This is a genomic window from Solirubrobacter pauli, assembly GCF_003633755.1.
Taxonomy (GTDB): domain Bacteria; phylum Actinomycetota; class Thermoleophilia; order Solirubrobacterales; family Solirubrobacteraceae; genus Solirubrobacter; species Solirubrobacter pauli.
This window is the reverse complement of sequence record NZ_RBIL01000002.1, coordinates 2,368,485-2,395,386: the sequence shown is the minus strand read 5'-3', so window position 1 is coordinate 2,395,386 and position 26,902 is coordinate 2,368,485. Positions and strand designations below refer to the sequence as shown.

Annotated in this window: 31 protein-coding genes; 16 read left to right on the top strand and 15 right to left on the bottom strand. The window is 72.4% G+C overall.

What is annotated here, in order from left to right:
- Nucleotides 1-10: 10 nt before the first annotated feature.
- Together C8N24_RS30770 and C8N24_RS30765 are read right to left on the bottom strand one after the other, a co-directional pair.
- Nucleotides 11-1,645 carry a hypothetical protein gene (locus tag C8N24_RS30770; protein WP_147448066.1) on the bottom strand — a complete coding sequence of 545 codons (1,635 nt, stop codon included), beginning with the start codon at nucleotides 1,643-1,645 and terminating at the stop codon, nucleotides 11-13.
- 42 nt (nucleotides 1,646-1,687) lie between these two features.
- Entirely contained in the window at nucleotides 1,688-3,283 is a 1,596-nt protein-coding gene (locus C8N24_RS30765) for an HAL/PAL/TAL family ammonia-lyase (RefSeq protein WP_121257476.1), read from the bottom strand.
- A 160-nt stretch (nucleotides 3,284-3,443) separates the two neighbouring features.
- Here C8N24_RS30765 and C8N24_RS30760 point away from each other — a divergent pair, with 160 nt between their 5' ends.
- A complete protein-coding gene (locus C8N24_RS30760) occupies nucleotides 3,444-3,713 on the top strand; it encodes a hypothetical protein (RefSeq protein ID WP_121257474.1) in 270 nt (89 codons plus the stop codon).
- 1 nt (nucleotide 3,714) lies between these two features.
- Here C8N24_RS30760 and C8N24_RS30755 read toward each other — a convergent pair whose 3' ends face one another.
- Nucleotides 3,715-4,725 carry a S1 family peptidase gene (locus tag C8N24_RS30755; RefSeq protein WP_170179538.1) on the bottom strand — a complete coding sequence of 337 codons (1,011 nt, stop codon included), beginning with the start codon at nucleotides 4,723-4,725 and terminating at the stop codon, nucleotides 3,715-3,717.
- Nucleotides 4,726-4,831: 106 nt separating this feature from the next.
- On the opposite strand from C8N24_RS30755, the gene C8N24_RS30750 reads away from it, so the two are divergent.
- Nucleotides 4,832-5,194: a response regulator gene (locus C8N24_RS30750; protein WP_121257470.1), complete on the top strand. Its 363-nt coding sequence runs from the start codon at nucleotides 4,832-4,834 to the stop codon at nucleotides 5,192-5,194.
- Here the strand turns inward: C8N24_RS30750 and C8N24_RS30745 are convergent.
- A complete protein-coding gene (locus tag C8N24_RS30745; protein ID WP_121257468.1) occupies nucleotides 5,191-5,757 on the bottom strand; it encodes a TetR family transcriptional regulator in 567 nt (188 codons plus the stop codon). The two genes, C8N24_RS30750 and C8N24_RS30745, sit on opposite strands and share 4 nt — an antisense overlap.
- Nucleotides 5,758-5,842: 85 nt before the next feature.
- On the opposite strand from C8N24_RS30745, the gene C8N24_RS30740 reads away from it, so the two are divergent.
- Both C8N24_RS30740 and C8N24_RS30735 read left to right on the top strand, forming a co-directional pair.
- Complete coding sequence (locus C8N24_RS30740; protein WP_121257466.1) at nucleotides 5,843-6,718, top strand: SDR family oxidoreductase; 876 nt, start codon at nucleotides 5,843-5,845, stop codon at nucleotides 6,716-6,718.
- A gap of 25 nt (nucleotides 6,719-6,743) precedes the next feature.
- Nucleotides 6,744-7,598: a PhzF family phenazine biosynthesis protein gene (locus tag C8N24_RS30735; protein WP_121258157.1), complete on the top strand. Its 855-nt coding sequence runs from the start codon at nucleotides 6,744-6,746 to the stop codon at nucleotides 7,596-7,598.
- A 3-nt stretch (nucleotides 7,599-7,601) separates the two neighbouring features.
- Here the strand turns inward: C8N24_RS30735 and C8N24_RS30730 are convergent, their stop codons facing one another.
- A complete protein-coding gene (locus C8N24_RS30730; RefSeq protein ID WP_121257464.1) occupies nucleotides 7,602-8,339 on the bottom strand; it encodes an SDR family NAD(P)-dependent oxidoreductase in 738 nt (245 codons plus the stop codon).
- 18 nt (nucleotides 8,340-8,357) lie between these two features.
- Here C8N24_RS30730 and C8N24_RS30725 point away from each other — a divergent pair, with 18 nt between their 5' ends.
- The 3 genes from C8N24_RS30725 to C8N24_RS30715 are packed head-to-tail and all read left to right on the top strand — an operon-like array spanning nucleotide 8,358 to nucleotide 10,340.
- Nucleotides 8,358-8,963 carry a CGNR zinc finger domain-containing protein gene (locus C8N24_RS30725; protein ID WP_170179536.1) on the top strand — a complete coding sequence of 202 codons (606 nt, stop codon included), beginning with the start codon at nucleotides 8,358-8,360 and terminating at the stop codon, nucleotides 8,961-8,963.
- Nucleotides 8,960-10,021, top strand: a complete 1,062-nt coding sequence (locus tag C8N24_RS30720) for a citrate synthase 2 (protein WP_121257460.1) — start codon at nucleotides 8,960-8,962, stop codon at nucleotides 10,019-10,021. Before C8N24_RS30725 ends, C8N24_RS30720 begins: the two co-directional genes overlap by 4 nt.
- Before the next feature lie 10 nt (nucleotides 10,022-10,031).
- Nucleotides 10,032-10,340: a hypothetical protein gene (locus tag C8N24_RS30715; protein ID WP_121257458.1), complete on the top strand. Its 309-nt coding sequence runs from the start codon at nucleotides 10,032-10,034 to the stop codon at nucleotides 10,338-10,340.
- On the opposite strand, the gene C8N24_RS35760 is transcribed toward C8N24_RS30715, so the two are convergent.
- From C8N24_RS35760 to C8N24_RS30695, 5 genes are read right to left on the bottom strand one after another with little or no spacing between them, the layout of a single operon-like run.
- A complete protein-coding gene (locus C8N24_RS35760; protein WP_425474474.1) occupies nucleotides 10,241-10,462 on the bottom strand; it encodes a PaaD-like zinc ribbon domain-containing protein in 222 nt (73 codons plus the stop codon). The genes C8N24_RS30715 and C8N24_RS35760 overlap by 100 nt on opposite strands.
- Nucleotides 10,459-11,124 carry a Phenylacetic acid catabolic protein gene (locus tag C8N24_RS30710; RefSeq protein WP_121257456.1) on the bottom strand — a complete coding sequence of 222 codons (666 nt, stop codon included), beginning with the start codon at nucleotides 11,122-11,124 and terminating at the stop codon, nucleotides 10,459-10,461. The genes C8N24_RS35760 and C8N24_RS30710 overlap by 4 nt, the downstream gene beginning before the upstream one ends.
- Entirely contained in the window at nucleotides 11,121-11,300 is a 180-nt protein-coding gene (locus C8N24_RS34445; protein ID WP_170179535.1) for a hypothetical protein, read from the bottom strand. Before C8N24_RS34445 ends, C8N24_RS30710 begins: the two co-directional genes overlap by 4 nt.
- Nucleotides 11,297-11,608 carry a metal-sulfur cluster assembly factor gene (locus C8N24_RS34440; RefSeq protein WP_121257454.1) on the bottom strand — a complete coding sequence of 104 codons (312 nt, stop codon included), beginning with the start codon at nucleotides 11,606-11,608 and terminating at the stop codon, nucleotides 11,297-11,299. The genes C8N24_RS34445 and C8N24_RS34440 overlap by 4 nt, the downstream gene beginning before the upstream one ends.
- Nucleotides 11,605-12,525: a Phenylacetic acid catabolic protein gene (locus C8N24_RS30695; protein WP_211340193.1), complete on the bottom strand. Its 921-nt coding sequence runs from the start codon at nucleotides 12,523-12,525 to the stop codon at nucleotides 11,605-11,607. The genes C8N24_RS34440 and C8N24_RS30695 overlap by 4 nt, the downstream gene beginning before the upstream one ends.
- A gap of 65 nt (nucleotides 12,526-12,590) precedes the next feature.
- On the opposite strand from C8N24_RS30695, the gene C8N24_RS30690 reads away from it, so the two are divergent.
- Genes C8N24_RS30690 through C8N24_RS30680 form a run of 3 tightly spaced genes read left to right on the top strand, consistent with a single transcriptional unit; the run spans nucleotide 12,591 to nucleotide 16,247 of the window.
- Complete coding sequence (locus C8N24_RS30690; RefSeq protein ID WP_121257452.1) at nucleotides 12,591-13,967, top strand: aldehyde dehydrogenase family protein; 1,377 nt, start codon at nucleotides 12,591-12,593, stop codon at nucleotides 13,965-13,967.
- A 49-nt stretch (nucleotides 13,968-14,016) separates the two neighbouring features.
- On the top strand, nucleotides 14,017-15,840 hold the full coding sequence (locus C8N24_RS30685) for a feruloyl-CoA synthase (RefSeq protein WP_121257450.1): 1,824 nt from the start codon (nucleotides 14,017-14,019) through the stop codon (nucleotides 15,838-15,840).
- Between the two features lie 2 nt (nucleotides 15,841-15,842).
- Nucleotides 15,843-16,247 carry a PaaI family thioesterase gene (locus C8N24_RS30680; protein WP_121257448.1) on the top strand — a complete coding sequence of 135 codons (405 nt, stop codon included), beginning with the start codon at nucleotides 15,843-15,845 and terminating at the stop codon, nucleotides 16,245-16,247.
- Here the strand turns inward: C8N24_RS30680 and C8N24_RS30675 are convergent.
- Nucleotides 16,244-16,999 (bottom strand): SDR family NAD(P)-dependent oxidoreductase, encoded by a 756-nt coding sequence (locus tag C8N24_RS30675; protein ID WP_121257446.1) that lies wholly within the window; start codon nucleotides 16,997-16,999, stop codon nucleotides 16,244-16,246. The two genes, C8N24_RS30680 and C8N24_RS30675, sit on opposite strands and share 4 nt — an antisense overlap.
- Nucleotides 17,000-17,063: 64 nt before the next feature.
- Between C8N24_RS30675 and C8N24_RS30670 the strand changes: the two genes are divergently transcribed.
- Nucleotides 17,064-17,492 carry a type II toxin-antitoxin system RatA family toxin gene (locus C8N24_RS30670; RefSeq protein WP_170179534.1) on the top strand — a complete coding sequence of 143 codons (429 nt, stop codon included), beginning with the start codon at nucleotides 17,064-17,066 and terminating at the stop codon, nucleotides 17,490-17,492.
- 30 nt (nucleotides 17,493-17,522) lie between these two features.
- On the opposite strand, the gene C8N24_RS30665 is transcribed toward C8N24_RS30670, so the two are convergent.
- The 3 genes from C8N24_RS30665 to C8N24_RS30655 form a co-directional block, all read right to left on the bottom strand.
- The gene (locus C8N24_RS30665; RefSeq protein WP_211340192.1) at nucleotides 17,523-18,974 is read right to left on the bottom strand and encodes an FAD-dependent oxidoreductase; all 1,452 of its coding nucleotides are present in this window, start codon (nucleotides 18,972-18,974) and stop codon (nucleotides 17,523-17,525) included.
- On the bottom strand, nucleotides 18,971-19,396 hold the full coding sequence (locus C8N24_RS30660; RefSeq protein WP_147448064.1) for an SRPBCC family protein: 426 nt from the start codon (nucleotides 19,394-19,396) through the stop codon (nucleotides 18,971-18,973). The genes C8N24_RS30665 and C8N24_RS30660 overlap by 4 nt, the downstream gene beginning before the upstream one ends.
- Nucleotides 19,397-19,460: 64 nt before the next feature.
- Nucleotides 19,461-20,603, bottom strand: a complete 1,143-nt coding sequence (locus C8N24_RS30655; RefSeq protein WP_170179533.1) for an HD domain-containing phosphohydrolase — start codon at nucleotides 20,601-20,603, stop codon at nucleotides 19,461-19,463.
- A gap of 188 nt (nucleotides 20,604-20,791) precedes the next feature.
- Here C8N24_RS30655 and C8N24_RS30650 point away from each other — a divergent pair, with 188 nt between their 5' ends.
- A complete protein-coding gene (locus tag C8N24_RS30650; RefSeq protein WP_170179532.1) occupies nucleotides 20,792-21,421 on the top strand; it encodes a TetR/AcrR family transcriptional regulator in 630 nt (209 codons plus the stop codon).
- A gap of 16 nt (nucleotides 21,422-21,437) precedes the next feature.
- A complete protein-coding gene (locus C8N24_RS30645) occupies nucleotides 21,438-22,172 on the top strand; it encodes a FadR/GntR family transcriptional regulator (RefSeq protein WP_121257436.1) in 735 nt (244 codons plus the stop codon).
- A 93-nt stretch (nucleotides 22,173-22,265) separates the two neighbouring features.
- Here C8N24_RS30645 and C8N24_RS30640 read toward each other — a convergent pair whose 3' ends face one another.
- Entirely contained in the window at nucleotides 22,266-23,264 is a 999-nt protein-coding gene (locus tag C8N24_RS30640) for a sugar phosphate isomerase/epimerase family protein (protein ID WP_121257434.1), read from the bottom strand.
- Between the two features lie 41 nt (nucleotides 23,265-23,305).
- Here C8N24_RS30640 and C8N24_RS30635 point away from each other — a divergent pair, with 41 nt between their 5' ends.
- Genes C8N24_RS30635 through C8N24_RS30625 form a run of 3 tightly spaced genes read left to right on the top strand, consistent with a single transcriptional unit; the run spans nucleotide 23,306 to nucleotide 26,902 of the window.
- On the top strand, nucleotides 23,306-25,456 hold the full coding sequence (locus tag C8N24_RS30635) for an oxidoreductase (RefSeq protein ID WP_121257432.1): 2,151 nt from the start codon (nucleotides 23,306-23,308) through the stop codon (nucleotides 25,454-25,456).
- On the top strand, nucleotides 25,453-26,127 hold the full coding sequence (locus C8N24_RS30630) for an SDR family NAD(P)-dependent oxidoreductase (RefSeq protein ID WP_245972024.1): 675 nt from the start codon (nucleotides 25,453-25,455) through the stop codon (nucleotides 26,125-26,127). Before C8N24_RS30635 ends, C8N24_RS30630 begins: the two co-directional genes overlap by 4 nt.
- On the top strand, nucleotides 26,120-26,902 hold the full coding sequence (locus C8N24_RS30625) for an enoyl-CoA hydratase family protein (protein WP_121257428.1): 783 nt from the start codon (nucleotides 26,120-26,122) through the stop codon (nucleotides 26,900-26,902). The genes C8N24_RS30630 and C8N24_RS30625 overlap by 8 nt, the downstream gene beginning before the upstream one ends.

The window sequence follows — 26,902 nt, the reverse complement described above, 5'->3', positions numbered from 1 at the left end:
CAAGGTAGCTTCAACGTCGAGCGCGAGCCACGTATTTCCGTCCAGCCCGGACGACCACGCGCTTCCTGCCGTGCGTGACCGTCACCGAGCCCTGCGTGACCCGCGTGGTCGTGCCCGCGCACGTGTCCTGCACGAGCCAGCGCGTCCCGCGGACCGTCGCCGCGCTGTACTTGCCGGAGGTGCGGAACGCACCCTTCCCGTCGCCCCAGAGCTTCCGCGACCTGGGCTTCTTCGCCGCCGCGCGGCCACGCCGCGCGCACCGCGCGAGCGGCTCGTTGAGCGTGAAGTCCACGACGCGCCCGCTCTGGCTGACCTTGAACCAGCCGTCGGAGAGCCGCACGGTCTCGATCGCCCCGGTGCGTGCGTTGCGGGCCCGCAGGACCACCGCGCCGCGCTTGGTGTCCAGCGTCGCGCCCATCGGCACGTCGTCGAGCGCCGTGAGTGCGGTGAACGTCGACCGGCCCGCGAGCCGCACCCGCACGGTCCCGCTCGGCACCACCACGACCGTCCGGCCGGCGACCGGCTGCGGCTCCGGCGGCGGTGGCGGAGGAGGCGGTGGTGGGGGAGGCGCGGCCGGAGCGCCCGGCCCGATGGCCTGGACGCGGATCTCCGGTGCGCCGGCCACACGGCTCGACCACACCGCGACGCCGACGTGGTCCGCCGCTGCGGCGACCCGCAGGCCGCCCTCCTCGTCGTCGGTCTGCACGAGCACGCTGCCGGACTGCCAGCTGACGCCGTCGTCGGAGACCGAGTGCTGGAGGTGGTAGCCCTGCGCGTCGAGCCGCGGGTAGACGGCGTGCAGTCGCCCGCCCGCGTCCACGGAGAGGTGCGACTCGCTGGCGTCACCCGGCCCGATCGCCGCCGGTGCGCCGAAGCCCGCGCCGGTCCAGCGCCGCACCGACATCGTCCCCGCCGCGTCACCGGCGAGCAGGAACAGGCCGGGCGCGCCGCTCGCCAGCCGCGGGTAGTCCACCGCCCCGATCGCCGCCGGCGGCGTCCAGCTCGACGCGGCGTTGAGGTCGCCGGTCCCGGAGTACCGCCGCCAGACGGCGTCGCCCGCGGCGGTGCTGGACGTCACGACCGGCACCGCCCCGTCCATCCCGACCGATCCGTAGTAGGGCCGCGTCGTGTCCAACACCGCGAACCCCGCCGGCGGGGTGCCCGTCAACGGCGCGTTGAGGAACAGCCCACCGCGTCCGTCGGCGTTCGTCACGATCGAGACGCTGTCGCCGGGGCCGTCCGCAGCCTCGTAGATCGGCACGTTGCCGCCCGCCGTCCGCGACGTGAAGCTGAGCCCACCGTCCGTCGACACGTACTGCGTGAGCTCGGTCACCGGCCCGAAGCGATGCACCAGCACCGACACGCGGCCCCCGCTCAATGACACGTACGGCCGCGTCGTCGTGTCGGTCCCCGCCGTGGGTGGCAGCGTCAACGCGACGTCACACGCGGTCGCCCCGCGCGGCAGCCGGCAGTAGCGCGGCGCGTGCTGGTTGACCTCCGGCCCGTTCCACGCGATGTGGGCCGTGCCGGCGCCATCGACCGCGACCGAGGGCTGGCTGCCCGCCCCGATGACGAACGGCGCCGCGCCCGCGCGGCCGACGACTCCGAAGAAGACGACGAGCGCGACGACGACGGCAATGCGCACGAGGCGACCCTCCCAGACGAGGGTCGCCCCGCGCAACCCCTCCTACGCCAGGACGTGACTCAGCTCGCCCGACCGGATCAGCTCGACGACGGAGGCGATGTCACGGTCCATCCGTCGGTCGCGGTCCAGCGGGGCGACACGCGCGCGGATGAGCGCGTGGGCCTCACGGACCTTGGGGCTGGCCTGGTCGACTCCGCGCAGGTCGAGTGCCTGCGAGAGCGCGATCAGGTGGATCGCGGCGATGTGCTGGGCGATCTCCACGATCGAGCGCGCGTCACGCGCGCTGATCGTCCCCATGGAGACCTTGTCCTGGTTATGGGCCTCGGTCGAGCGCGAATGGATGCTCGCCGGGTTGCACAGCTTCAAGGCCTCGGCGGTGAGCGCCGAGCACGAGAGCTGCATCCCCTTGAAGCCGTGATGGAGACCGGCTTCGAAGTCGTCGTGGGCGAAGTACGGGATCAGGTTGGGCGTCAGGCCCGCGTTGAACTTCTCGTCCACCACCAGCTCGAGCTGGCGGTCCATCAGGTCGCACAGGTTGGCCAGCGCGATCTTCAGCGCGTCCATGCCCTGGGCCATGTGGCTGCCGTAGAAGTTGCCGCCGCTCTGGGCGCGGCCGCCCGGGACGTCGAACAGCGGGTTGTCGTCGGACGAGTTGATCTCGACCTCGATCCAGCGGTCCACCCACTCGAGCGTGTCGCGCAGCGCGCCGACGATGTGCGGCGCGCAGCGGACCGAGTACTTGTCCTGCACCGAGCGTGTGAGCTCGCGGAAGCCGGCGCCGTCGAGCGGGACGATCTCCTCCGCGTCGTGCGTAAGCTCGGAGCCGTCGAGCAGCATCCGGACGTTGGCCGCGCTCTCGATGATCCCCGGGTGCGGCTTGGCCTCGAACAGGAAGGCGTTGAAGTGGCCGTGGTTGCCGGCCAGCGCCTGCGACGCCATCGCCGTGCACAGCTCGACGACGAACGCGAGCTCACGCGCGTCGTGCGCCGCCAGCACGGAGAACCCGGACATGAACGACGTGCCGTTGGTGAGCGCGAGCCCTTCCTTGGCCTCCAGCTCGAGCGGCTTGATGCCCAGGTCGGTGAGCACGTCGATCGCCTCGCGGACGTCGCCGTCGTAGAGCACCTCGGTCTCACCGACGAGCGCGCGGCCGACGTACGACAGCGGGACGAGATCGCCGGACGCGCCGCACGAGCCGCGCTCGGGGATGAGCGGCAGGATGTCGTGGTTGAGCAGCGTGAGCAGCTGCTCGATGACCTCCAACCGCACGCCGGAATTGCCCTTGGCCAGGCAGTTCGCGCGGAACAGCATCGTCAGCCGCGTCACCTCGGGGTTCGCGGTCTGGCCCGTGCCGGCGCCGAGGAAGCGGAGCATGTTCTGCTGCAGCGCCGCGGCCTTCTCGGGCGCGATCTGACGGTGCGCGCTGTCCCCGAAGCCGGTGGTGACGCCGTAGATCGGGATCTCACGCGCGATCAGGTCCTGCTTGAGCGCACGCGCGGCCTCGACGCGGCGGGCCGCCGCGGGGGAGAGCGTCGCGGTTCCGCCGTGACGAGCGAGCCGCACGGCGTCGGCGATCGTGAGCGAGCCACCGTCCAGATCGACGTGCACGCCGGTGTCCTGATGCAGCAAGTCCGTCATCCGTCGCAACGGTACCTGGGTAGACGAAGCGTGCAACAAATTTAGGCGTTCTGCTCACGATTGCGCAGACGCAAGCGTTTGACACTACGCAACTTGACCAGCGTGTGCGTTCTGTTACGCGCTGCTCGTCTCGCCACGGGAACGCGGTACCGTGAGATGCATGTTCGTTGGCCTGGTCAAGGACCCCGGGTCAGGGTGGGGGCTGCCCGGCGATCATCCCGAGCCGCCGCGGCGCCGGTTCGCGCTGCCGGCCATCCCGTGGCGTCCGCTGGTCTGGATCACCGCGGTCGTCCTCATGTTCGTCGTGAGCCGCGCGGTCGGAGGCTGGGCGGGCTACGCGTTGATGCTGCTGGCCGTGCTGGTCGGAAGCCTGCGCCTGGACCGGCAGCTCGGCCCGCCCTCGCGCGGTCTGCGCGACTACCAGTCCTGACTCACCGCCGGTTGTAGGAGTCCTCGGTGGCCCAGCCGCCGGCGGTCCGTGCCGTCACCGAGCAGCCGACCTTGCCCGACTTCACCGTCCGCGTCTTCCCGCCGCCCTCGAGGTAGATGCGCTTGCCGGGGGTGAGCTGCTGGCCGTCGAGCTTCGGGGCGCCCTCGCGCCACCACCGCACCTTGAAGGTCGCGGCGGCCGGGTGCCACGTGCCGACCACGCACCGGCGCACCGCACCGGAGCGACGAACGCGCACGCGTCGCTCGGCCCACGGCGCCACCGTCCCCGCCCGCGTCAGCAGGCCGGCGTGCGCGGCGATCCGCTCGGACACGTCCGGGAGCCCTTCGCCGCAGTCGCGGCCCTGCGTCTCGCCGCCCCACGTGACCACGCCCGCGAGCGCCCAACCGCCGTTGCGCTGCACCATGACCGGCCCGCCGCTGTCTCCCGCGCAAGCCTGCGCGGCGTTCGCCGTCGGGTCGAGCGTGCACAGGTGCCGGGCGGGGTGGAACAGGCTGGAGCCGTAGGCGGACGCGCAGCCGTCGCTCACCACCTGGTTCGCCGCCAGGGCGACCGCCGAGCCGGCGGAGGGGGCGGGGCCCGTGCGGCCCCTGCCGAGCGTCACCGACGGCTCGCCGACCGCGGGCGCCGGGGCGGCGACCGGCACCGGCGCGACGTCGGTCACGGGCTCCTCGAGCAGCAGCACGGCGATGTCGTCGACGGTGCCGGAGGCGCTCGGGTCCTCCGGGTGCACCGGCGAGGGGATCTCCCGGTACGAGGTCGGGAAGATCGCGCCGCGCCAGGCCCGCCGGCGGCCGCTCAGCCGGACGCTGACCCGCCCGGGGTCCGCGCCCTGGACGCAGTGGGCCGCTGTGACGACGCGGTCCGGCGCGATCAACGCGCCTCCGCAGTACGGCCCGCGGGTCGTGAGGGACACGAGCCATGGCGCCTGCTCCGGCGGGAACGGGGTGCCGTGGAACACGGCGGCGGTGGCGAGGAGGGTGGAGCCGATCATCGGTCCGTCTGTGTCCGGCAGCGGGCGGAACGTTACGTCAGCCGGGCTACCGGTCTGGACGAACGTGCAGTTGCACGCGGACCGCCCGGTCCCAATATGGGTGTCCATGGCGCACCGGATTCTCGTGATCGACGACAAGCCCGACCTCTCCACGGTCGTGCGGATGCTGCTCGAGCGCGCGGGCCACGAGGTCGTCACGGCTGACAACGGCCGTCTGGGGCTGCGCACGTTCTACGAGACGCGCCCGGACCTGGTGGTGCTCGACGTGCGCATGCCGGAGCTGGACGGGTGGGAGACGCTCGAGCGGCTGCGGGACCTGAGCGACGTGCCGGTCCTGATGTTCAGCGGGACGAAGCCCGAGCCCGAGCAGCTCGAGCGGCTGCGGCCCGGACGCGACGCCTTCCGGCCGAAGCCGTTCTTCGGCAACGAGCTCGTCGGGGTCGTCGACGAGCTGCTGCAGGCCGCTTAGCGCGGCGCGACGAGCGTCTCGAGGCGCGCGGTCGCCTCACGCATCACGTCGATGAGCTCGCGCTCGTCCGGGGCGGTGATCCAGCGCTCGAAGGCCACGCGGAAGATCGCGATGCCGGTCTCCGCCGCGAGGCCGGCCTCGGGGTCGGGCACGCCGCGCTCGCGCAGGCCTTCCCGCAGGACGGCGGAGAGGCGGGCGAGCTTGATCAGCTCACGCTCCTGCAGCTCCGGCGTGGCGTCGATCACGGCTTGGCGGCGGCGGGAGTGGTCGCGGTCGCGGCCGACGAGCTCGGCGATCACGTCGAGCACGGCCGCCACGACCCGCATCGTCGGCATGCCTTCGGGCGCCTCGACCGCGGCGGCGCGCACGGCGTGCTGCAGCTCGTCGCCGCGCGCGAACAGCACCTCGCGCTTGTCGGCGAAGTAGCGGAAGAACGTGCGGGCGGTCAGCCCGGCTCGCTCGGCGATGTCGCCGACGGTCGTCTGCTCGTACCCGCGCTCGGTGTACAGGTCCAGCGCCGCCTCGCGGAGGCGACCGCTCGCATTCGGCTCCCATCGCGCCACGAGGACCAGTGTAATGACACGGTGTGACATCACGTGCTACGTTGATGTCGCGCTGTGACATCACATGACTTCTGGAGGTCTCGACATGCGCGTCTTCATCACCGGGGCATCGGGCTGGATCGGCTCGGCCGTCACCCGGGAGCTGCTTGCGAACGGACATCAGGTGCTCGGCCTCGCCCGGTCGGACGCATCGGCCGAGAAGGTCGCCGCGCTGGGTGCCGAAGTGCACCGCGGGGATCTGAACGACCTCGACAGCCTGGCCGCGGGCGCGACGTCCACGGACGGCGTGATCCACCTCGGCTACCACCACGACTTCTCGCAGATGGCCGAGGCGGCCCAGCTCGACGCCGCCGCCATCGACACGTTCGGCCGGGTGCTCGAGGGCACGGACAAGCCGTTGCTGATGGCGTCCGGCGTGCTCGGCCTGGCGACCGGGCGGGCCGCGACCGAGCAGGACGAGGCGGACCCGGGTGGCCATCCGCGGATCGCCAACGCGGCCACGACGCTCGCCCTCGCCGACCGCGGGGTCCGCTCGGTCGTGCTCCGCTTCCCGCCGACCGTCCATGGCACCGGCGACCCCGGCTTCGTCGCGGCGCTCGTCGGCTTCGCGCGCGAGAACGGCGTCTCCGGCTACGTCGGCGACGGCGCCAACCACTGGTCGGCCGTGCACCAGCACGACGCGGCGCGGGTCGTGCGCCTGGCGCTCGAGCAGGCGCCGCCGGCGACCGTCGTCCACGCGGTCGCCGAGGAGGGCGTGCCGACGAAACGGATCGCCGAGGCCGTCGGGCGCGCGCTCGGGCTGCCGACGGAGCCGGTCGCGCCGGAGCGGCTGAGCTGGCTCGGCCACTTCTTCGCCGCCGACATGCGCGTGTCCAGCGCCGTCACCCGCGAGCGCTTCGGCTGGGAGCCGACCGGCCCGACCCTGCTGGAGGACCTCGACAGCGGCGTCTACACGCGCTGAGCCGCGAATGCGGAGAATGGCGCTCATGCCCGCTCTCCGCTTCGCGCTCGTCGACGTGTTCGCCGACGTCGCGCTCACCGGCAACCCGCTCGCCGTCGTCGACGGCGGCGAGGGCCTGAGCGACGACGTGCTCGCGGACATCGCGCGCGAGTTCAACCAGTCCGAGACGACGTTCGTGCTTCCCGGCGACGGGGGCGCGACGCGTCGCCTGCGGTCGTTCACGACCGGCCGCGCCGAGGTGGGCGGTGCCGGGCACAACGCGCTCGGCGCCTGGTGGTGGCTGGCGCACGACGGCCAAGTCGGGCCGGGCGATCACGTCCAGCGGATCGGCGACGACGAGCTGCCGCTGACCATCGAGCGTGCCGGTGAGCGGTTCTCCGTCTCCATGCGGCAGGGCGAGCCCGTCCGGTCGGCGGGGACTGTCGCGGCGGCCACCCTCGCCGCGCCGCTCGCGCTCGACCCGGAGGATCTCACGGCCGGCCGAGTCGTCTCGACCGGTACGCCACACCTGCTCGTGCCGGCGTCCGGCCGGGAGGCGGTCGACCGCGCCGCGCCGCACGCGCCCGCGCTCAAGCAGGTGCTGGCCGAAGCGGGCGCGGAGGGGTGCTACCTCTACGCGCTGGACGGCCCGGACCCCTACGCGCGCTTCTTCAACCCGACCGTCGGGCTGTGGGAGGACCCGGCCACCGGCACCGCGGCCGGGCCGCTCGCGTGGTCGCTGGTGGAATCCGGGTCGGTGGCCGGTCCGGAGGTCGTCGTCGAGCAGGGCCATGCGATGGGCCGGCCGAGCCGGCTTCGCCTCCGCATCGAGGGGGCCGCGGTGACGTTGTCCGGCACCGCCGTGCTCGTCGCCGAGGGTCACATCCACGTCCCCGGCTGACCGCTACATCCCGCCGGCCACCCGCAGGATCGCGCCGGTCGTGTAGCTCGCGTCGTCGCTGAGCAGCCACGCGACCGCACCCGCGATCTCCTCGGGCTCGCCGGCACGGCCGAGCGGCACGCGCTCCGCCACCTTCGCGGGGCGCTCCGGGTCGGCGTGGATCTCGGTCCAGATCGTCCCGGGGGCGACGCAGTTGACGCGGATGCCGTCCGGGCCGAGCTCCTTCGCCAGCCCGACGGTGATCGCGTCCACGGCGGCCTTCGAGCCCGCGTAGTGCACGTACTCGTTGGGCGAGCCGAGCGTGGCGGCGCCGGAGGAGATGTTCACGATCACGCCGCCACGCCCGAGCATGTCCCGGGCGGCACGGCGTGCGCACAGCAGCACGCCGACCACGTTGACGGCGTACACGCGTGGGAGCTCGTCGACCGGCAGGTCCACCAGACGCCCGACGGGCCCGACGATCCCGGCGTTGTTGACGAGCCCGGTGACCGGCCCGAGCTCGGCCGCGGCGTCGAACAGGCGGTCGACGTCGTCGGGGTCGGCCGTGTCCATCCGCACGGTGACGGCACGCGCGCCGGCGGCGCGGACGGCCTCCGCGACGGCCTCCGCTCGGTCCTCGGCAGCGCGGAAGCCGATGACGACGTCGTGTCCGTCCGCGGCGAGGCGCGTGCACACGGCGGCGCCGATCCCGCGTGCGCCGCCGGTGACGACGGTGATGTGCTGGTTGCGCGTAACCCCCATAGACGCAATCATATGGTTATGGACCTCCCCGCGGATCTCTCGCTCCCGCTCGAGCGCGGCGCGCCGTGGTGGTACTGGCTCGGCGGGCGGCCCGCGCTGGACTTCACGAACACGTTCCGTGAGCGCTGGAACCGGTGCGTCGAGACGCTCGTCACCGGCGCGGACCTGGGCGAGTGGCTGGTCCAGGCGCAGCTGCTGGACACCGTCCCACCCGTGACGGGCCCGGCGCTCGAGCGTGCGCGCGAGCTGCGGGAGGCGATCAACGACGGCGTGGTCGCCGCGCTGGCCGGCGAACCGGTCCCGGAGCACACGCTGGAGGCGTTGGCGGCAGCGCTGCCGCACGCGGCACGTGCGGAGGCCGTCGTGCGGGTCGACGGCACGCTCGCGCTCGTCCCCGCGCCCCCGGCCGACCCGGTCGCGCACGCCCTCGGGCTCGTCGCGCGCGACGCCGTCGAGATGTTCGGCGCCGCCGACCGGATCCGGGTGTGCGCGTCCGACACCTGCAGCGCCCGCTTCTTCGACCGCTCGCCCACCGGCAACCGCCGCTGGTGCTCGATTCGCGGTTGCGGCAACGTCGAGAAGGCCCGCCGGCACCGGCGGCGGCAACAGGAGACCAGGACATGAGCGCAGTGCAGTCGGGACTGGAGGGCGTCGTCGCCTTCGCCACGCAGATCGCCGAGCCGGACCGCGAGGGCGGCGCGCTGCGCTACCGCGGCGTCGACCTCGAGGAGCTCGCGGGACGCGTGCCCTTCGAGGACGTCTGGGGCCTGCTCGTGGACGGCACGCCGGCGCCCGGCCTCCTGCCGCGCCCGCCGCGTGAGCTCCCGCTGCGCAGCGGGGACACGCGGGCCGACGCGCAAGCGGCCGTCGCCGCGCTCGGGGCGGGGCTGGAGCCGCTGATCGACAGCACCGACGAGCGGGCGCGCGAGGACCTCGCGGCGATCTCCGCCCTGACGCTCGACTTCGTCGCCCAGTCGGCGCGCGGGGCGGACCTGCCGATCGTCCCGATGCCCGCCGACGGCACGCTGGCCGAGCGCTTCCTGGTGCGCTGGCGGGGCGAGGCCGATCCGACGCACGCGCGCGCCATCGACGCCTACTGGGTCTCGGCCGCCGAGCACGGGATGAACGCCTCGACGTTCACTGCGCGGGTCGTGGCCTCCACCGGCGCGGACGCCGCCGCGGCCCTCTCGGCCGGCATCGGCGCGCTCTCCGGCCCGCTCCACGGCGGCGCGCCCAGCCGCGTGCTGAAGATGCTCGACGCCGTCGAGCGCAGCGGAGACGCCGCCGGCTGGGTGAACGCCGCGCTCGACGCCGGCGAGCGCCTGATGGGCTTCGGCCACCGCATCTACCGCGCCGAGGACCCGCGCGCCCGCGTGCTGCGCCGCACCGCGCGCGAGCTGCGCGCGCCACGGTTCGAAGCCGCGGAGGCGCTGGAAGCGGCGGCGCTGACGGCCCTCGCCGAGCGCAAGCCCGACCGCGTGCTCGCCACCAACGTCGAGTTCTGGTCGGCGGTCGTGCTCGACTGCGCCGCCGTCCCGCCGGAGCTGTTCACGCCGCTGTTCGTCTGCGCGCGCACGGCGGGCTGGTCGGCGCACGTGCTCGAGCAGAAGCGCGAGGGCCGCCTGATCCGGCCGACCGCGCTGTACGCGGGCGCCGCGCCGCGCGGGCTCGCCGCCGTGTAGAACCCCGCGTGTGGACAACGTCGCCGGTCGGATCGCCGCGGGGGTCGCCGCCGTGCTGTTGTGGCTCGGCTGGCTGTTCGGCGCGATCATCGCGCTGTTCGTGGCCGCCAGCGCGGCCGAGCCCGGGCACGCGACCGAGCGCGGCGAGACGCTGTCGGCCGGCATCGTCCTCGGGCTGGTGGAGGGCGGCCTGCTGGCGGGCGCCCTCGTGCTGTCGGTCTACGCCGCCTCGGGGCGGTTCGCGTTCTGGCGCCCGCTGGCGGCGGCGCCGGTGCTGGGCTCGCTCGCGCTCGGCGTGCTCGCCGGAGTGTCGTTGTAGTCGTCGCGGACGGCTTCGAAGTACGAGTTGCACGCCGTGCAGCGCCACTGCGCGGTGATGATCTGGCCGCCCCACTGCGCGACGCGCTCGACCTGCGCCGAGTCGCAGAACGGGCAGGTCACGCCGGCCACCGGCGGCGCTCGGCGTCCCAGCCGTCGAACGTCAGCTCGGGCAGGGTCACGTCCACGCCCTCGGCGGCCAGCAGCTCGGTCAGCCAGGCGCGCATGAGCTCGCGCTGCGCGGCCGCGTCGCGGGAGACCTCGCCGGCCTCGACCGCGGCGCGCAGCTCGGCGTCGTCGTCCGGGCCGACCCAGCGGCCCGCGTGCTCCCACGTCTCCAGCAGCCGGGCCACGAACGCGTCGCGCTGCTCGCCGCGGCACAGGCGGCGCGCCCATGCCTCGCCGTGCGCGCGGTGCGAGCCCTCCTCCTGGAGGATCTTCTTCGCGCGCTGCGCCATCGGCGTGAGCGTCGAGTCCACGCAGGAGGCGACGAACGTCGTGAGCACGCCGTCGACCAGCAGGTTCGCGGCGATGAACGCGTTCCAGTCGGGCAGCTCGTCGTCGAGCAGCGCGAGCCGCTTGTCGCCGCCGAAGCCGTCCTCGTTGGCGTCCACGCCGAGCCCCTTCAGCACGGGGTAGGTGGAACGGGAGTGGCCGAGCTCGTCCTGCGCCATCGCGGCGGCGGCGACGGCGCTCTCGAGCGTCGGGGCGCTCACCGCCCACTCCGCGTAGCGGCGGCCCAGCGCGGCCTTATTGTCGGCCAGGGAGGCGAGGAGGGTCTTCATGGCTTGATCGCCTCCCGGATCGAGTCGCGCGGCACGATGATCATGTGGATCCACGGCTGCTCGTCGTAGATCGAGCGGGCGGACACGAGCGCGAGGTCCTCGTCGGACTCGGTGACCGTGCCCACGTGGTGCAGCGGGTCCTCGTAGGCCTTGCGGGCGAAGACTTCCCAGATCACGCCACGATCCCCAGCTCGCGCATGCGCCCGCGCGCCTCCTCGCGGATCAGCTTGCGCGTCCACACCGGGTCCCAGACGATCTCGATCCGCACCTCGTCGACGTCGGGCTCGGCCAGCAGCCGCTCGCGGATGTCGTCCTGGATGAACTCCATCGCCGGGCAGCCCATCGCGGTGAACGTGAGCTTGAGGTCGACCACGCCGGCGTCGTAGGCGATCGCGACGATCAGCCCCATGTGCACGACGGAGATCGGGATCTCCGGGTCCTCGACCTCGGTCAGGGCCTCCCACAGCCGGGCTTCGACGCTCATCCGCGGTAGCCCTTCTGCAGCTTCGCGACGTACGTCTCGTTCATCGGCCCGCGCCCCTTCCAGCGCGTCATGACCTCGTCCCAGCCGATCTCGACGCCGCCCCACTGCTTCTTCTCGCCGTCGAACTGCTGCGGGAACGGGCAGTCGATGACGTAGCGCTGCGCCTCTTCGTCGAAGTGCGCGGGCACGTCGAGGCCGACCTCGTCCATGAACGGGACGACGTGGCCCATCCAGTCCTGGCGCAGCTCGTCGTTGGTCTTGCCCTTGAAGCCGTACTCGAGCTGGATGCCGTGCTTCTTGCGCTCGTCCGGCAGCCCGAACCACTCGAGGGTGAGGATGAACATCCAGTCCAGCGACGCCTGCAGCTTGCGCTTGTGGTCGGGGTCGGCGGCGAACTTCTTCACCCACGTGCGGCCATGGCGCAGGTGGAACGTCTCCTCCTTGTCGACCTTGGCCAGCGCGCGCTTCCACGGGCCGAACGTGGACGACTGGTGCACGTCGCTCAAGAGCACGAAGCCGGCCTGGTCGTAGAGCGCGTTGGCCAGCACGAGCTCGTACCAGGAGTCCAGCGGCACGTCGAACGCGTACGGGTACTTGAAGGCGTGCGCCTCGCGCTCGTAGATGAGCGCCGGCATGTCGACGCCGAGGTCCCCGAGCAGGCGGTAGCCGATGTGGGCGTGCGCGAGCTCGTCCTGGATGATCGAGACCGCGGAGCCGAAGTTGTTGAGCGCCGGCGCGTGCGACGCGGCGCGCAGGTAGGCGGGCGCGGAGACGAGCTCGGTGTCGGCCGAGACGGTGAGGATGCGGCGGATCCCCTTCAGGTACTCGGGGGACATGTGCTGCAAGCCCTCGACGAGCTTGCCGGCGGCCAGATGCGCTCGGACCTCGTCCTCGGTTCGGGGCGCGACGACCTCCACGGCTCCTCCAACGTGAGACATCATGTTGACGAGCGAGAGCGTATCGTCTAATTTGACGCGGGTCAATGACCAGTCTTGAGATCGTCAACCCGGGAACGGGGGAGCCGGTCGCGTCCGTCCCGGCCGCGACGCCCGAGGACGTCGACCGCGCGGTGGGCGCCGCGCACGCCGCGCAGCGCGACTGGGGACGCCTCGGCTACGCCGACCGCGGCAAGGTCCTGCACGCGATGGCCGAGGCCTTCGAGGCGCACGTCGACGAGCTGACGCCGATCCTCGTGCGCGAGCAGGGCAAGACGATCCGCGAAGCCAAGATCGAGCTGCGCAAGGCGGCCGACACGCTCGAGCACTACGCCGGGCTGTCGCGCCAGGTGCGGGCCGTGTCGATCCACAACGTCGACACCGACGTCGACGGACGCGTGCTCCGGCGCCCGCTCGGCGTGGTCGCCGCGATCGTGCCCTGGAACTTCCCGACCACGCTGCTGTGCAACAAGCTCGGCCCGGCGTTGCTGTGCGGCAACACGGTGGTGGCCAAGCCCGCCGACAGCACGCCGCTCACCACGCTGCGGTTGGGTGAGATCTTCGCCGAGGCGGGCGTGCCCGAGGGCGTGTTCACCGTGCTGCCGGGCACCGGCGCGGTCGCCGGGGAGGCGCTCGTCCGTCACCCGCTCGTGCGCAAGGTGGCCTTCACGGGCTCGACCCCGGTCGGCGAGCGTGTGGCGGCGCTGGCCGCCGTCGGCTCCAAGCGCGTCACGCTCGAGCTCGGCGGCAGCGACCCGATGATCATCTGCGACGACGCCGACCTGAAGTCCGCGGCCTCGGCGGCCGCCATGGGCCGCTTCTACAACTGCGGCCAGGCGTGCCTGGCGATCAAGCGCCTGTACGTGTTCGACAGCGTCGCCGACGAGATCATCGAGGCGGTCGCGGCCAAGGCCAAGCGCCTGCGGGTCGGCCTCGGTGACGATCCCAACAGCCAGATGGGGCCGCTGCACAGCGCCAAGCAGCGCGATCAGCTCGAGCGCCAGATCGCCGAGAGCGGTGGCGAGGTCGTGGCCGGCGGAGGTCGTCCGGACGGGCTCGACCGCGGCTGGTTCCACGAGCCGACCGTGGTGGTCGAGCCGCGCAAGGACTCGCCGATGGCCGTCGAGGAGGTCTTCGGTCCCGCGCTCCCGATCTGGCGCGTGCGGGACCTGGACGAGGCGATCGAGCTGGCGAACGCGTCGCCGTTCGGGTTGGGGTCGAGCGTGTGGACGAGCGACCTGCGCCGCGCCGAGCGCGCGGCGACGGAGCTCGACTGCGGCTACACGTGGGTCAACTCGCGCACCAAGGTCTACGACGAGCTGCCGTTCGGCGGGCTCAAGGCGTCCGGCTACGGCAAGGAGCACGGGTCGGAGGCCCTCGACTACTACACGGACCAGAAGTCGGTGGTGGTTCGCCGGTCGTAGGGAGCTGTATGTTCGGGCCCTGAGAGAGGCTCATTGGAGGAGGAGAGAGATGCCGGTCGTGCAACCCGCATTGGCCCCGCCCCGGATCGTCGCTCGCGACGCGCCGGACGGGAGCCTGATCCTGAAGTCCGAGATGGAGCTCGAGCCTTACGAGGCGAGTCTCGGCCTGCTGCTGCGCCACTGGGCGCGCGAGACGCCCGACCGCGTTTTCCTGGCCGAGCGCGGTCCCGACGGCAACTGGATCGAACTCACCTGGGGTGAAGCCGGGCGCAAGGCGAACAGCGTCGCCCAGGCGCTGCTCGACCGCGGGCTTGGACCGGACCGCCCGGTGCTGATCCTGTCGGGCAACGCGATCGACCACGCGCTGCTGACGTTAGGTGGCTTCCTGGCCGGCGTGCCCGTCGTGCCCGTCTCGCCGGCGTACTCGCTGATGAGCGCCGACTTCGGCAAGGTCAAGCACATCGCCGCGCTCGTGAAGCCGGGGCTCGTCTACGCGTCGGACGCCGGGCCGTTCGGCGGCGTGCTGTCGGCCGTGGACTTCGGCGGCGCCGAGCTGGTGCTGTCGTCGCACGGCGCGGGCGCGACGCCGTTCGCCGAGCTGCTGGACACGACGCCGTCGATGGACGTCGAGGACGCGCTCGCGTCGGTCACGCCCGACAGCGTCGCGAAGATCCTCTTCACCTCGGGTTCGACCGCGATGCCCAAGGGCGTGATCAACACCCACGGGATGCTGTGCGCGAACCAGCAGTCGCTCGCGCAGATCTGGCCGTTCACCTCCGGCACGCCGCCGGTGCTCGTGGACTGGCTGCCGTGGAACCACACGTTCGGCGGCAACCACAACTTCAACCTGATCCTCAAGCGCGGCGGCACGCTCTACATCGACGCGGGCCGGCCGGCGCCGCCGCTGATGCCGATCACCGTGCGGAACCTGACGGAGATCGCGCCGACGATCTACTTCAACGTCCCCGCTGGCTACGGCGCGCTGCTGCCGTTCCTCGAGCGCGACGAGGCGCTGCGGGCGAAGTTCTTCGAGCGGCTGGACCTGATCTTCTACGCCGCCGCCGCGCTGCCGCAGGACCTCTGGACGCGGCTCGAGGCCGTCGCGCGCGAGGCGCGCGGCGAGCCGGTGATGATGACCTCGTCGTGGGGGCTGACCGAGACGTCGCCGCTCGCCACCGCCGCCCACTTCCCGATCGACCGCGCGGGGGTGATCGGCGTGCCCGTGCCGGGCGTCGAGCTCAAGCTCGTCCCGGTCGAGGGCAAGCTCGAGATGCGTGTGAAGGGGCCCAACGTCACGCCCGGCTACCTCGGCCAGCCGGACTTGACGGCGAAGGCGTTCGACGAGGACGGCTGGTACCGCACGGGCGACGCCGGCAAGCTGGAGGATCCGGACGATCCCAACCAGGGCGTCGTCTTCGACGGGCGCGTGGTGGAGGACTTCAAGCTGCTGACCGGCACGTTCGTGTCCGTCGGCAACCTGCGCGTGAAGGCGCTCGCCGCCGCCTCCCCGCTGCTGATGGACGCCGTCGTCTGCGGGCACGACCGCGACTACGTCGGGCTGCTCGCCTGGCTGAACCTCGGCGCGGCGCGCGAGATCGCGGAGGAGCCGGACGGCGAGCTGGACGCGCTGGTCGGCTCGCCCAAGATCCACGCGTTCGTGCGTGAGCGGATCCGCGCGTACAACGAGCAGCACCCCGGGTCCTCGACCCGCGTGGAGCGCGTCGTCCTGCTGGCGGAGCCGCCCTCGCTGGACGCGAACGAGATCACCGACAAGGGGTACGTGAACCAGCGCGCGGCGCTCGAGCGGCGCAGCGCGTTCGTCGACGGGCTGTTCGACGCGCAGCCCGGTGCGGAGGTGATCATCTGCCCGTAGGCATGCCGCCGGTCGGAGGGGAGGTCGTGGCCGAGGACGACTGCCTCGACGGCGTCCTCGGCTTCCAGGTGGTGTCGATCGGCGACGGGGAAGCCGTGGCGCGCTTCCCCGTCGAGGACCGCGTGCGCCAGCGCTTCGGGCTGGTGCACGGCGGGGCGTACGCGGCGCTCGCCGAGATGCTCGCGACCGAGGCGACGGTCGCGGTCGTCCACCCGGACGGCTACGCGGCGATGGGCTCGTCGAACGAGACGAGCTTCCTCAAGCCCGCGCGCGGTGCGTGGATCACCGCGCGCGCGAAGGCTCGTCACCGCGGCCGCACGACCTGGGTGTGGGACGTCGACCACACCGACGGCGAGGACCGGCTCGTGGCGGTGAGCCGCATCACCATCGCGGTCCGGCCACGCTAACGCGGCTTGGTGAGCAGGCCGGTGACCCGTGCGGTCACCGCATCGGGCAGCAGCCGGCTGACGAGGTGCGTGGCCTTGGACGTGATCGAGGCCGCCACCACCGTCTCGCGTCCGGCCATCAGCGCCTCGAACGCCTGCTCGGCGACGTCGGCGGGATCGTCCTTGGGCATCGCCCCGCCGAGGATCGTGGTCTCCTGGTCGGCCTTCTCGAAGATCGGCGTGTCGGTCGCGCCCGGCTCGAGCACGGTGACGCTCACGCCGTGCTCGCGCAGCTCGTGGCGGAGGCTGATGCCGAACGAGCGCGCGAACGCCTTGCTCGCGTTGTAGGCCGCCTGATGGGGGCCAGGGAAGGCCTCGACGATCGAGGCGGTGATCAACACGCGCCCGCGCTTGCGGGCCCGCATCTCATCCGTGACGAGCCGCGCGAGGTGCACGAGCGAGCGGACGTTGAGGTCGACCAGCTCGAGCTCGCGCTCCAGGTCGTCGCTGCGCGCGGTGATCCCGGCGTTGAGCGCGAGGACCGTGACCGGCCGGTGCCGGAGGTGCTGATGCAGCGTGCGGACGCCGTCAGGTGTGGCGAGGTCGACTTCGACGCCTTCCGCGTCGAGCCGCTCGGCGACGGCGTGGATCTCGGGTCCGCGCGCCGCGACGACGAGGTCGAACCCGTGGTTGGAGAACTGGCGGGCGAGGGCTAACCCGATGCCGCTCGAGGCGCCGGTCACGACCGCCAGTGGCCGGTGCGGTTCTGTCATGCGAAAGCCTTACCCATCTGCTGGAGGAATGCGACGTGGCGGGACGCGGGTAGAGCCCCGGCAGATGTACGGGGAGCTCCGCACCGAGGTGATCGACGCGCCGCCCCAGGCGTGCTTCGACGCGCTCACCGACTTCGACGCGTTGCCGTCATGGCAGGGCGCGGTGAAGGCCGCGCGCGTGCTCGAGCGCGACGAGGCCGGGCGCGGGCGGGTCATCGAGTTCGAGGTCGACGCACGGGTCAAGCGCGTCACGTACCGGCTGCGCCAGATCTACGAGGAGCCGGTGCGGATCGGCTCCGAGTACCTCGGCGGGGACTTCCGCGACTTCGCCGGGGAGTGGCGCTTCGTGGCGCTCGACGACGGTCGCACCCGCGCGGAGCTGGACCTGCGGATCGACCCCGGGCGGTTCGTCCCGGGGCCGGTGCGCGCGGCGATCGCCGACGCGGTCATGCGCCGCTCGCTCGCCGACCTCAAGCGCCACTTCGCAACCTAAAGGGGTCCGACCCCTTTAGGTTGCCTTAGCTCAGGTTGAGGTCGGCTTGATCTCCAGGCGGTGGACGGCTGGGCCGTGGAGGACGTCGCCGTCGACCGTGTAGCGGGACCCGTGGCACGGGCAGTCCCAGGAGCGCTCGGCCCGGTTGAAGTTCACCTGGCAGCCGAGGTGGGTGCAGATGGGGGAGACCGCGTGCAGCCCGCCGTCCTCGTCGCGGTAGCCGGCGACCTTCTCGCCGTTGAGGCGGACGATGTCGCCCTCGCCCGGCGCCAGCGACTCGATGTCACGCCGTCCCGGGTGCTTGACGCGGTCGCCGACGAAGCGCACGCCGGTGACAGCGTTGTCGCGCAGGAGCTTCGGGCCGCTCACGCGCAGGTTGAGCCGGTTGGGGTCGAACAGGTCCGCGTACGGGTTCTCGCGTCCGAGCACGAGGTCCGTGAGCAGGCGCGCGGCGACCGTGCCGCCGGTCATGCCCCACTTGGCGAAGCCCGTCGCCATCAGCACGTGGTCCTCGAACGGCGTCATCCGGCCGATCAGCGGCAGTTGGTCGACGGTCACGACGTCCTGCGAGGACCAGCGATGCTCGACGGAGCGCACGTCCCAGTGCTCGCGCGCGAACGTCTCCAGCGCCGCGTAGCGCTCCTCGGTATCCCCGCCCGTGCCGGTCCGGTGGCCCTCGCCACCGACCAGCAGCAGGTCGCCGACCGCGCGGATCGAGCGCGTCGGGGAGTCGCCGCTGATGAACATGCCGTCCGGCGGCTCGCCGGCGATCCGGCAGACGATCGCGTACGAGCGCTGCGGGTGCGCGCGGGCGAACGCGAGCGAGCGATCCGGGAACGGGAAGTGCGTCGCGACGATGGTGTGCTCGGCGGCGATCGTCCCGCCGGGTGTGCGGACGAACTCGCCGACCTGCACCGCGTGCGTGTGCTCGTACACCTCCGGCAGCCCGCGCACGAGCCCGTGAAGGTGCTTGAGCGGGTGGAACTCGGCCTGGTCGGCGAAGCGCACGGCGCCCGCCGTGGCGAACGGCAGCGGCACGTCGTCGACCAGCGTCGCGGGCAGCCCGGCACTCGCCGCGGCGCGCGCCTCGTCGACCACCTGGTCGCGGTCGGCCTCGGAGGTGACGTACGCGTACGAGGCACGGCGGCGGAAGTCGGCGTCGACGGCGCGCTCGGCGATCCAGTCGAGCGCGGCCTCGTTCGCGCTGCCGTAGGCGGCGGCCGCCTCGGGCCCGTGCTGGTCACGCAGCTGGGCGTAGATCAGCCCGTGCTGGGAGGACACCTTGGCGGTGGTGTGGCCGGTGACGCCGTGCCCGACGCGGTTGGCGTCGATCAGCACCACGCGTGCGCCCGCCTCGTGCAGCAGCCGCGCCGCGGTCACGCCGACGATGCCGGCGCCGACCACCGCGACGTCCGCGGTGACGTCGCCGTCCAGGCGCGGGAACGACGGTCCCTGCGCGTCCAGCCAGATCGAGCCCTTCACGCGCGCTTCTCCTGCCAGCGCAGCGCCAGCTCCTCGAGCCGTGCGAGCGACTCCGCGTTGCGGACGCGCGTCGCGAGCTGCAGCAGCGGGTTGTACTTGAGCGGCGTCCAGACCTGGTCGGGGTCCTCGATGATCGTGACCTGCGTGCCGCCGTCTCGCGTCTCGAGCTGCAGCTCGACCGACGCTGTTCCCAGCGGCCGTCCCTTCGCGCGCAGCTTCAGCCGCCGCGGCGGCTCGGCCTCGAGCACCTCCGTGTGGTCGCTGAGCGTCAGCGGGCCCACGCCGATCGTGTGGTGCAGCTTCGTCCCGACCGCCGGGAAGGCGTCGTCGGCGTCGCGGATGTACTTGGAGCCGACGACCCAGTAGCCGTACGCGGGCGGGTCGGCGAGCACCGACCAGACCGCGGTGGGAGGGACGGGCATGAATCGCTGGTTCTTCGCCACGAGGGTCCTCTACCCACTCGCGGCCATACGAGTGACGCGGCGGCTAGCCGCGCTTCTCGAGCAGGCCCTGCTGGAGCGCCGTGAAGAGCCGACGCGTGTAGGCGATCTCCGTGCGCGCGGCGCCTGCGCGCACGAGCGCCCGCACGGCCACCTGGCCGAAGCGCTCCAGGAACGCGTGCCGCTCGAGCAGGCTGGCCGCGTGCGAGTGCGCACGCTTCATCAGCGCGTCCGACGCCTGGAGCGCGGGCGCGTAGTCGCCGCGCTCGGCCGCCGTCTGCAGCGTGCCGAGCCACTCCCGCAGGTCCTCGTGCGCGAGCTCGGAGGCGAACCAGCCCTGCGGCCCTTCGCGGTACACGGCGGTGGAGGCCGCGGACACCATCTGCGCGCCGTAGCCCCGCAGCTGCTGGGCGAGCACGGGCAGCGGCTCCTCGGGCGGCTCGACCGGGCGGACGTTCGGCCGCACGCCGCGCTCGGTCGCCAGGCGGCGGACCGCTTCGAGCGGGAAGCGCCGGTGACCGCCGGCGGTGCGCACCGCGGAGATGCGGCCCTCGTCGGCCCAGCGGCGCAGCCGCGAGGGGGAGATCGCGAGCGTGGCCGCCGCCGCCTGCAGCGTCATCGGCGCGCCGTCGCCGTCACGCGCGGGGTCCGGCGCCTCGGCCGGCGCGGGGAACTCCGCGAGGATCGCGCGCACCTGGTCCAGCCGGTCCAGGAACGCGTCCACCACGCGCGCGTCGAACTGGCGGTTGCGCTCCGCGCGCAGCGCGTCGACCGCCTCCTCGACCGTGCCCGCGGGGCGATACACGCGGTCCGTGGTCATCGCGTCGAACGCGTCGGCGACCGCGAGGATGCGCCCGGCCAAGGGGATGTCCTCGCCTTCCAGCCGGCGTGGGTAGCCCGTGCCGTCCCAGCGCTCGTGGTGCGTGAGGGCGATCTCGGCGGCCGCGTCAAGCACGTCGATCCCCGAGCCCTTGAGCATCGCGTGGCCGAGCTCGGCGTGCTCCTGCATCTCGCGACGCTCGTCGCGCGTCAGCGGGCCGGGCTTGGTCAGCGCCGTGTCCGCCGTGCCGGCCATGCCGACGTCGTGCAGACGGCTCGCGACGCGCAGGATGTCGGCGTCTTCACCCAGCGCTTCGCCAAGGAGCGCGGCGTACGCGCTCAGGCGCTGCAGGTGCGTGCTCACCACCATGCCTCGACGACCTTCCCCCATCACGCTACTCCCCAAAGATGGGCCGTGGTGGCTGGAATGAAGGTCAAGCATCTCGGTCTGGTCATTGGTTCGGGAGCGGGGTCAGGATAACGCTGCATGCGCTCGCAAAGTTGCAATTGCTCGCAATTTTGCGTTGAATTGCACTCAGTAGGGGTATGGTTCGCGCCGTGGCGACTTCGAATCTGCGCGAGCGCAAGAAGGAACGCACCCGGGCCACGATCACCCGGGTGGCTTTGGACCTGTTCGCGCGCGACGGCTTCGCGGCCACGACGATCCCGGCGATCGCGGAGGCGGCGGAGGTGTCGCCGCGCACCGTCTCGACCTATTTCCCCAGCAAGGAAGGGATCGTCTTCGACGTCTACCAGGCGGCCATCGACCGCTTCGCGCAGCGGTTGGCCGTGCGCGCACCGGGTGAGCAGACGTTCGACGTCCTGCGTGCCTGGCTGCACGACGAGGAGTCGATCCAGCTCGGCGCGGAAGCCGCGCTCGTCCACCACGGAGCCAGCAAGGACGATGACTTCCCGCGCCTGCGCGAGGCCGCCATCGCCAGCGACGAGGACCTGTGGGGGCTGCAGCGCGGCTACATGCGGCCGATGAAGCGCCACGTCGCGCGCGGGATCGCGCAGGACCTCGGCGAGGAGCCCGACTCGCTGCCGGCGCAGATCGTCGCCGAGGCGGTCGTCAGCACGCTGCTGGCGGTCAACGCGCACGCGGCGCGCGAGCACGTCGCGACGACCGAAGCCTTCGAAACCGCCCTCGCCTTCCTCCGCGAGGGTCTGTCCGCCCTCGAGACCTAGGATCCCGCCGCGCCAGATGTCGTCCGCGTCCGAGCTTCCCGAACCCCGCTTCGCCCCCGCCAGCGTCGACGCCAGCCACCAGATCGCGCTCGAGCTCCGGCGCTATCTGGAGCGCGAGGGGTTGCGGCCGGGGGACCGGATCGGCACGGAGCAGGAGCTGGCGGCCGAGTTCGGCGTCAGCCGACCGACGCTGCGCGAAGGGCTGCGGCTGCTCGCCTCCTCGCACCTGATCCGCGTCGGCCGCGGGCGCGCCGGCGGCATCTTCGTCGCGCGCACGCCGGGAGAGGGGATGAGCCGCAACGTCAGCGAGTCGATCTCGATGATGCTGGCCACCGAGAGCGTCTCGCTCGGCGAGCTGCTCGACGCGCGCCTGTTCCTGGAGGTGCCGCTCGCGGGGCTGGCGGCCCTCAACGCGACCGAGGAGACGGCGGCGGAGCTGCAGGCGGCGATCGACGACGCCACCGGGCACACGCCCGGCACGCCGCCCTTCAACGACGCCGACACCCGCTTCCACCAGACGCTCGCCCGCGCGGCGGACAACGAGCTGCTGCGCGCGTTCACCGACTGGATCCTCGAAGTGCTGCAGCCGAAGCTGATCGAGGAGATCGGCAGCCGCACCGACGGCGACGAGATCCTGCGCCAGCACCGTGACATCCAGCGGGCCGTGCGCCGCAACCAGCCCGCGGCCGCCGAGAAGGCGATGCGCGCGCACATCGAGTACCTGATGCGGGTCCAGCGCGGCGACGCCTGAGGCGCCGCCGACGCCGAGACCGACCCGCGGCGGGACCCGACGCCCCCTGGGCGACGGGTCCAAGCGACACGAGCCCGCAGGGCGAGCTGTCGCCTACTTGCGCTCGAAGGCCGCGTCGAACGCGACGGTGGACGGGGAGAAGTCGGTGCGGCGCACGAAGGCGAGCGCGTCGGGCGCGCCCCAGTCACGGTCCATGCCCGAGTCTTCCCACTCGATCGAGAGCGGGCCCTGGTAGCCGATCCGGTTCAGGGCGCGGAACAGGTCCTCGAAGTCGACGTCGCCGTGCCCGGGGGAGACGAAGTCCCAACCGCGCTCGAGCTCGCCGAAGTTGATGTGCGAGCCCAGGATCGACCGACGGCCGTTGAGGCGCTTGATCGAGTCCTTGACGTGCACGTGGTAGATCCGGTCCGCGAACTCGATCGCGAACTCCGCGGTGTCCAGGAACTGGTGCGCGAAGTGGCTCGGGTCCAGGTTGATGCCGAAGCCGGGGCGGTTGTCGAGCGCGTCGAGCGTCTTGCGCGTGGTGACGAAGTCGTAGGCGATCTCCGTCGGGTGGACCTCGAGCGCGAACTTCACGCCCTCGGCGTCGAACACGTCGATGATCGGGCTCCACTGCTCGGCGAACCGCTCGTAGCCGCGCTCGATCTCGGCGAAGTCGTTTGGCGGGAACGAGTAGAGCATGTGCCAGACCGGGGAGCCGGTGAAGCCGGTGACGGTCGTGACGCCGAGCTTGGCCGCGGCGCGCGCGGTGTCCTTCATCTTCTCGGCGGCGCGCTGCTGGACGCCCGTGGGGTCGCCGTCGCCCCACACGTCCGGCGGCACGATCGCCTGGTGGCGCGCGTCGATCGGATCCGAGACCGCCTGCCCGAGCAGGTGGTTGGCGATCGCCCACACGTTCAAGCCGTTGCGCTCGAGGATCTCCCGGCGGTTCTTGACGTAGGCGTCGTCGGAGAGCGCCTGGTCGACGTCGAAGTGGTCGCCCCAGCAGGCGATCTCGATGCCGTCGAAGCCCCACTGGCCGAGCTTCTCGGCGAGCGTCTCGAACGGCAGATCGGCCCACTGGCCGCTGATCAGAGTGACGGGTCTAGCCATGTGAGGCCGAAGGATATGTGGCGGGAGTAGGGTCCCGGCGTATGCGGATCGCGATCGCGGGCGGCGGCCCCGGCGGGCTGTATCTGTCGATCCTGTTGAAGCGCCTGGACCCGACGTCCGAGGTGGTCGTCCACGAGCGCAACGCGCCCGACGACACGTTCGGCTTCGGGGTCGTCTTCAGCGACGAGACGCTGGCTGCGTTCGAGGCGGCGGACCCGGAGTCCTACGCGGAGATCGCGTCCGCGTTCGTGCGCTGGAGCGCGATCGACGTGCGCTACCGCGGCGAGACGGTGACGAGCGGCGGGCACGGGTTCTCGGCGATGGGTCGGCGCGAGCTGCTCGGCGTCCTGCAGCGACGGGCGGCGGCACTCGGCGTGGATCTGCGGTTCCGCAGCGAGGTCTCGCGGCTCGACGGCGACCTGGTCGTGGCCGCGGACGGCGTCAACAGCACGCTGCGCGGCGCGTACGGCTTCGAGCCGGAGCTGGACCGCCGGCGCGCGACCTACGCCTGGTTCGGCACCGACCACGTCTTCGACGCCTTCACGTTCATCATCGCCGAGACGCCGGAGGGCGTCGTGCAGGTGCACGCGTACCCGTACTCGGACTCGCGCTCGACGTTCATCGTCGAGAGCGCGGGTGTGGAGCTCGACCGCGCGCAGTGCGAGGACCTGTTCGGCTACCGGCTGATCGAGAACCGCACCCGCTGGATCAACTTCGTCACCGTGCGCAACCCCGTCTGGCGGCGCGGGAACGTCGTGCTGCTCGGGGACGCGGCGCACACCGCGCACTTCTCGATCGGGTCCGGCACGAAGCTGGCGATGGAGGACGCGATCTCGCTGGCGTGGGCGGTGCGCGAGGGCGACCTCGACGCCTACGAGGCCGAGCGGCGGCCGATCGTGGAGTCGACGCAACGGGCGGCGCAGGGCTCGCTCGAGTGGTTCGAGGGCATCGGCCGCTACATGGGGCAGGAGCCGAAGCGGTTCGCCTTCAACCTGCTCACGCGCTCGCGCCGGATCACCTACGGGGAGCTGAAGCTGCGCGACCCGGAGCTCGTGGCGTCGGTCGCGTCGTCGCCACCGATGTTCACGCCGCTGCGGCTGCGGTCGCTGACGCTCGAGAACCGGGTCGTGGTGTCGCCGATGGACATGTACACGTCGGTCGACGGCACGCCGGGCGACTTCCACCTCGTGCACCTCGGGGCGCGCGCGATCGGCGGCGCCGGGCTCGTCATGACCGAGATGATCTGCACGTCGGCGGACGGGCGGATCACCCCCGGCTGCGGCGGGCTGTACCGCGACGAGCACGTGGACGCGTGGCGGCGGATCGTCGACTTCGTGCACACCCATTCGCGGTCGGCGATCGGCGCGCAGCTCGGGCACGCGGGCCGCAAGGGCGCGACGAAGCTGATGTGGGAGGGCGACAACGAACCGCTGGAGGACGGCGGCTGGCCGTTGATCGCGCCGTCGCCGTTGCCCTGGGACGAGCGCCACCAGGTGCCGCGCGAGATGACCCGCGCGGACATGGACGACGTGGTCGCGCAGTTCGTCGCCGCGACGCGCCGCGCGGTGCTCGCGGGCTTCGACCTGCTGGAGATCCACATGGCGCACGGCTACCTGCTGTCGTCGTTCCTGTCGCCCCGGACGAACCGGCGCACGGACGAGTACGGGCGCGACCGCGCGACGTTCCCGCTCGAGGTGTTGGAGGCGTGCCGGGACGTGTGGCCGGACAGCCGGCCCATGTCCGTGCGGATCAGCGCGACGGACTGGGTGCAGGGCGGCTTCGACGGTGACGACGCGGTGGCCTTCGCGCACCGGCTGCGGGAGGCGGGCTGCGACATCGTCGACGTCTCGACCGGTCAGGTCGTGCCCGATCAGCGCCCGGCGTACGGGCGCTCGTTCCAGACGCCGTACGCCGACCGCATCCGCCACGAGGCGGGCATCCCTGTGATCGCGGTCGGCGCCATCTCGTCCTATGACGACGTCAACACGATCATCCTCGCGGGCCGCGCGGATCTGTGTGCGCTGGCGCGCCCGCACCTCTGGGACCCGCACTGGACCCTGCACGCCGCCGCCGACCAAGGAGTGGACATGGAGTGGATCCCGCAGTACCGGTCGGGCTCGCGCGAGCCGCAGACGGGCAAGGACGTGCGGCGGATGCCGCTGCGGCGCTTCGACTCGGCGGTCACCGCGTGAGCCGCACGGTCGTGGTGACGGGTGGCAAGCGCGGGATCGGCGCGGCCATCTCGGCGGCGTTCGCGGGTGACGACGTCATCGCCTTGGGGAGCGCGGACATGGACGTGACCGACGAGGCGGCGGTGGCTTCCGTGCTCGGCGGGCTCGAGGTCGACGTGCTCGTCAACAACGCGGGCGTGTCGTCCAGCGCGCCGGTGCACCGCACGTCGCTGGAGGAGTGGGAGCGCCAGCTCGGGGTGAACGCGACCGGCGCGTTCCTGTGCACGCGCGCGGTCCTGCCGGGGATGCGCGAGCGCAACCGGGGGCGGATCGTGACCGTGGCCTCCGTGGCGAGCGTGGCCGGCTCGCGCTACACGAGCGCGTACACCGCGTCCAAGCACGCGGTGCTCGGCTTCACGCGGTCGCTGGCGACCGAGCTGGCGGGCACCGGCGTGACCGCGAACTGCGTCTGCCCGGGCTACGTGCGGTCGGACATGACGGACGCGACGATCGCGAACATCGGGGCGCGCACCGGGCAGGACGGCGAGGCGGCGCTGGTGGCGATGACGCCGCTCGGCCGGTTGATCGAGCCCGAGGAGGTCGCGTTCGCCGTGCGCTTCTTCGCGGCCGACGAGGCGGGCGCGATCAACGGGCAGACGCTGCTGATCGACGGCGGTGGTGTGCATGGCTGAGTTCGGCTGGGACGTCCGCGAGCGCGTCGGCTTCGTCACGCTCGTGGGGGCGGAGCGCAAGAACCCGCTCACGTTCGCGTCCTACGCGGCGCTGCGCGACCACTTCCGCGGGCTGGTCGACGACGACTCGTGCGACGTCGTCGTCATCGCCGGCGAGGCGGGCAACTTCTGCAGCGGCGGCGACGTGCGCGACATCATCGGGCCGCTGACCGAGATGACGATGCCGGAGCTGCTGCGCTTCACGCGCATGACGGGCGACCTGGTGAAGGCCATCAAGGGCTGCGGCAAGCCGGTGATCGCGGCCGTCGACGGGGTCTGCGTGGGCGCCGGGGCGATGATCGCGACCGCGGCCGACCTGCGGCTCGGCTCGCCGCGCGCGAAGGTCGCGTTCCTGTTCACGCGCGTCGGGCTGGCCGGGTGCGACATGGGCGCGTGCGCGATGCTGCCGCGGATCGTCGGCCAGGGGCGCGCGGCCGAGCTGCTCTACACGGGCCGCTCGATGGACGCCGCCGAAGGGGAGCGCTGGGGCTTCTTCAACCGCGTGGCGGACGACGTGGAGGGCGAGGCCGCGGAGCTCGCCGCCTCGCTCGCGGCCGGTCCGAGCTTCGCGCACGCGATGACCAAGACGATGCTCGACCAGGAGTGGGACATGTCGTTGCCGGCGGCGATCGAGGCCGAGGCGCAGGCGCAGGCGATCTGCATGCAGACGGCGGACTTCGAGCGGGCCTACCGCGCGTTCCTGGCGAAGGAGCGGCCGGTGTTCGAGGGCAACTGA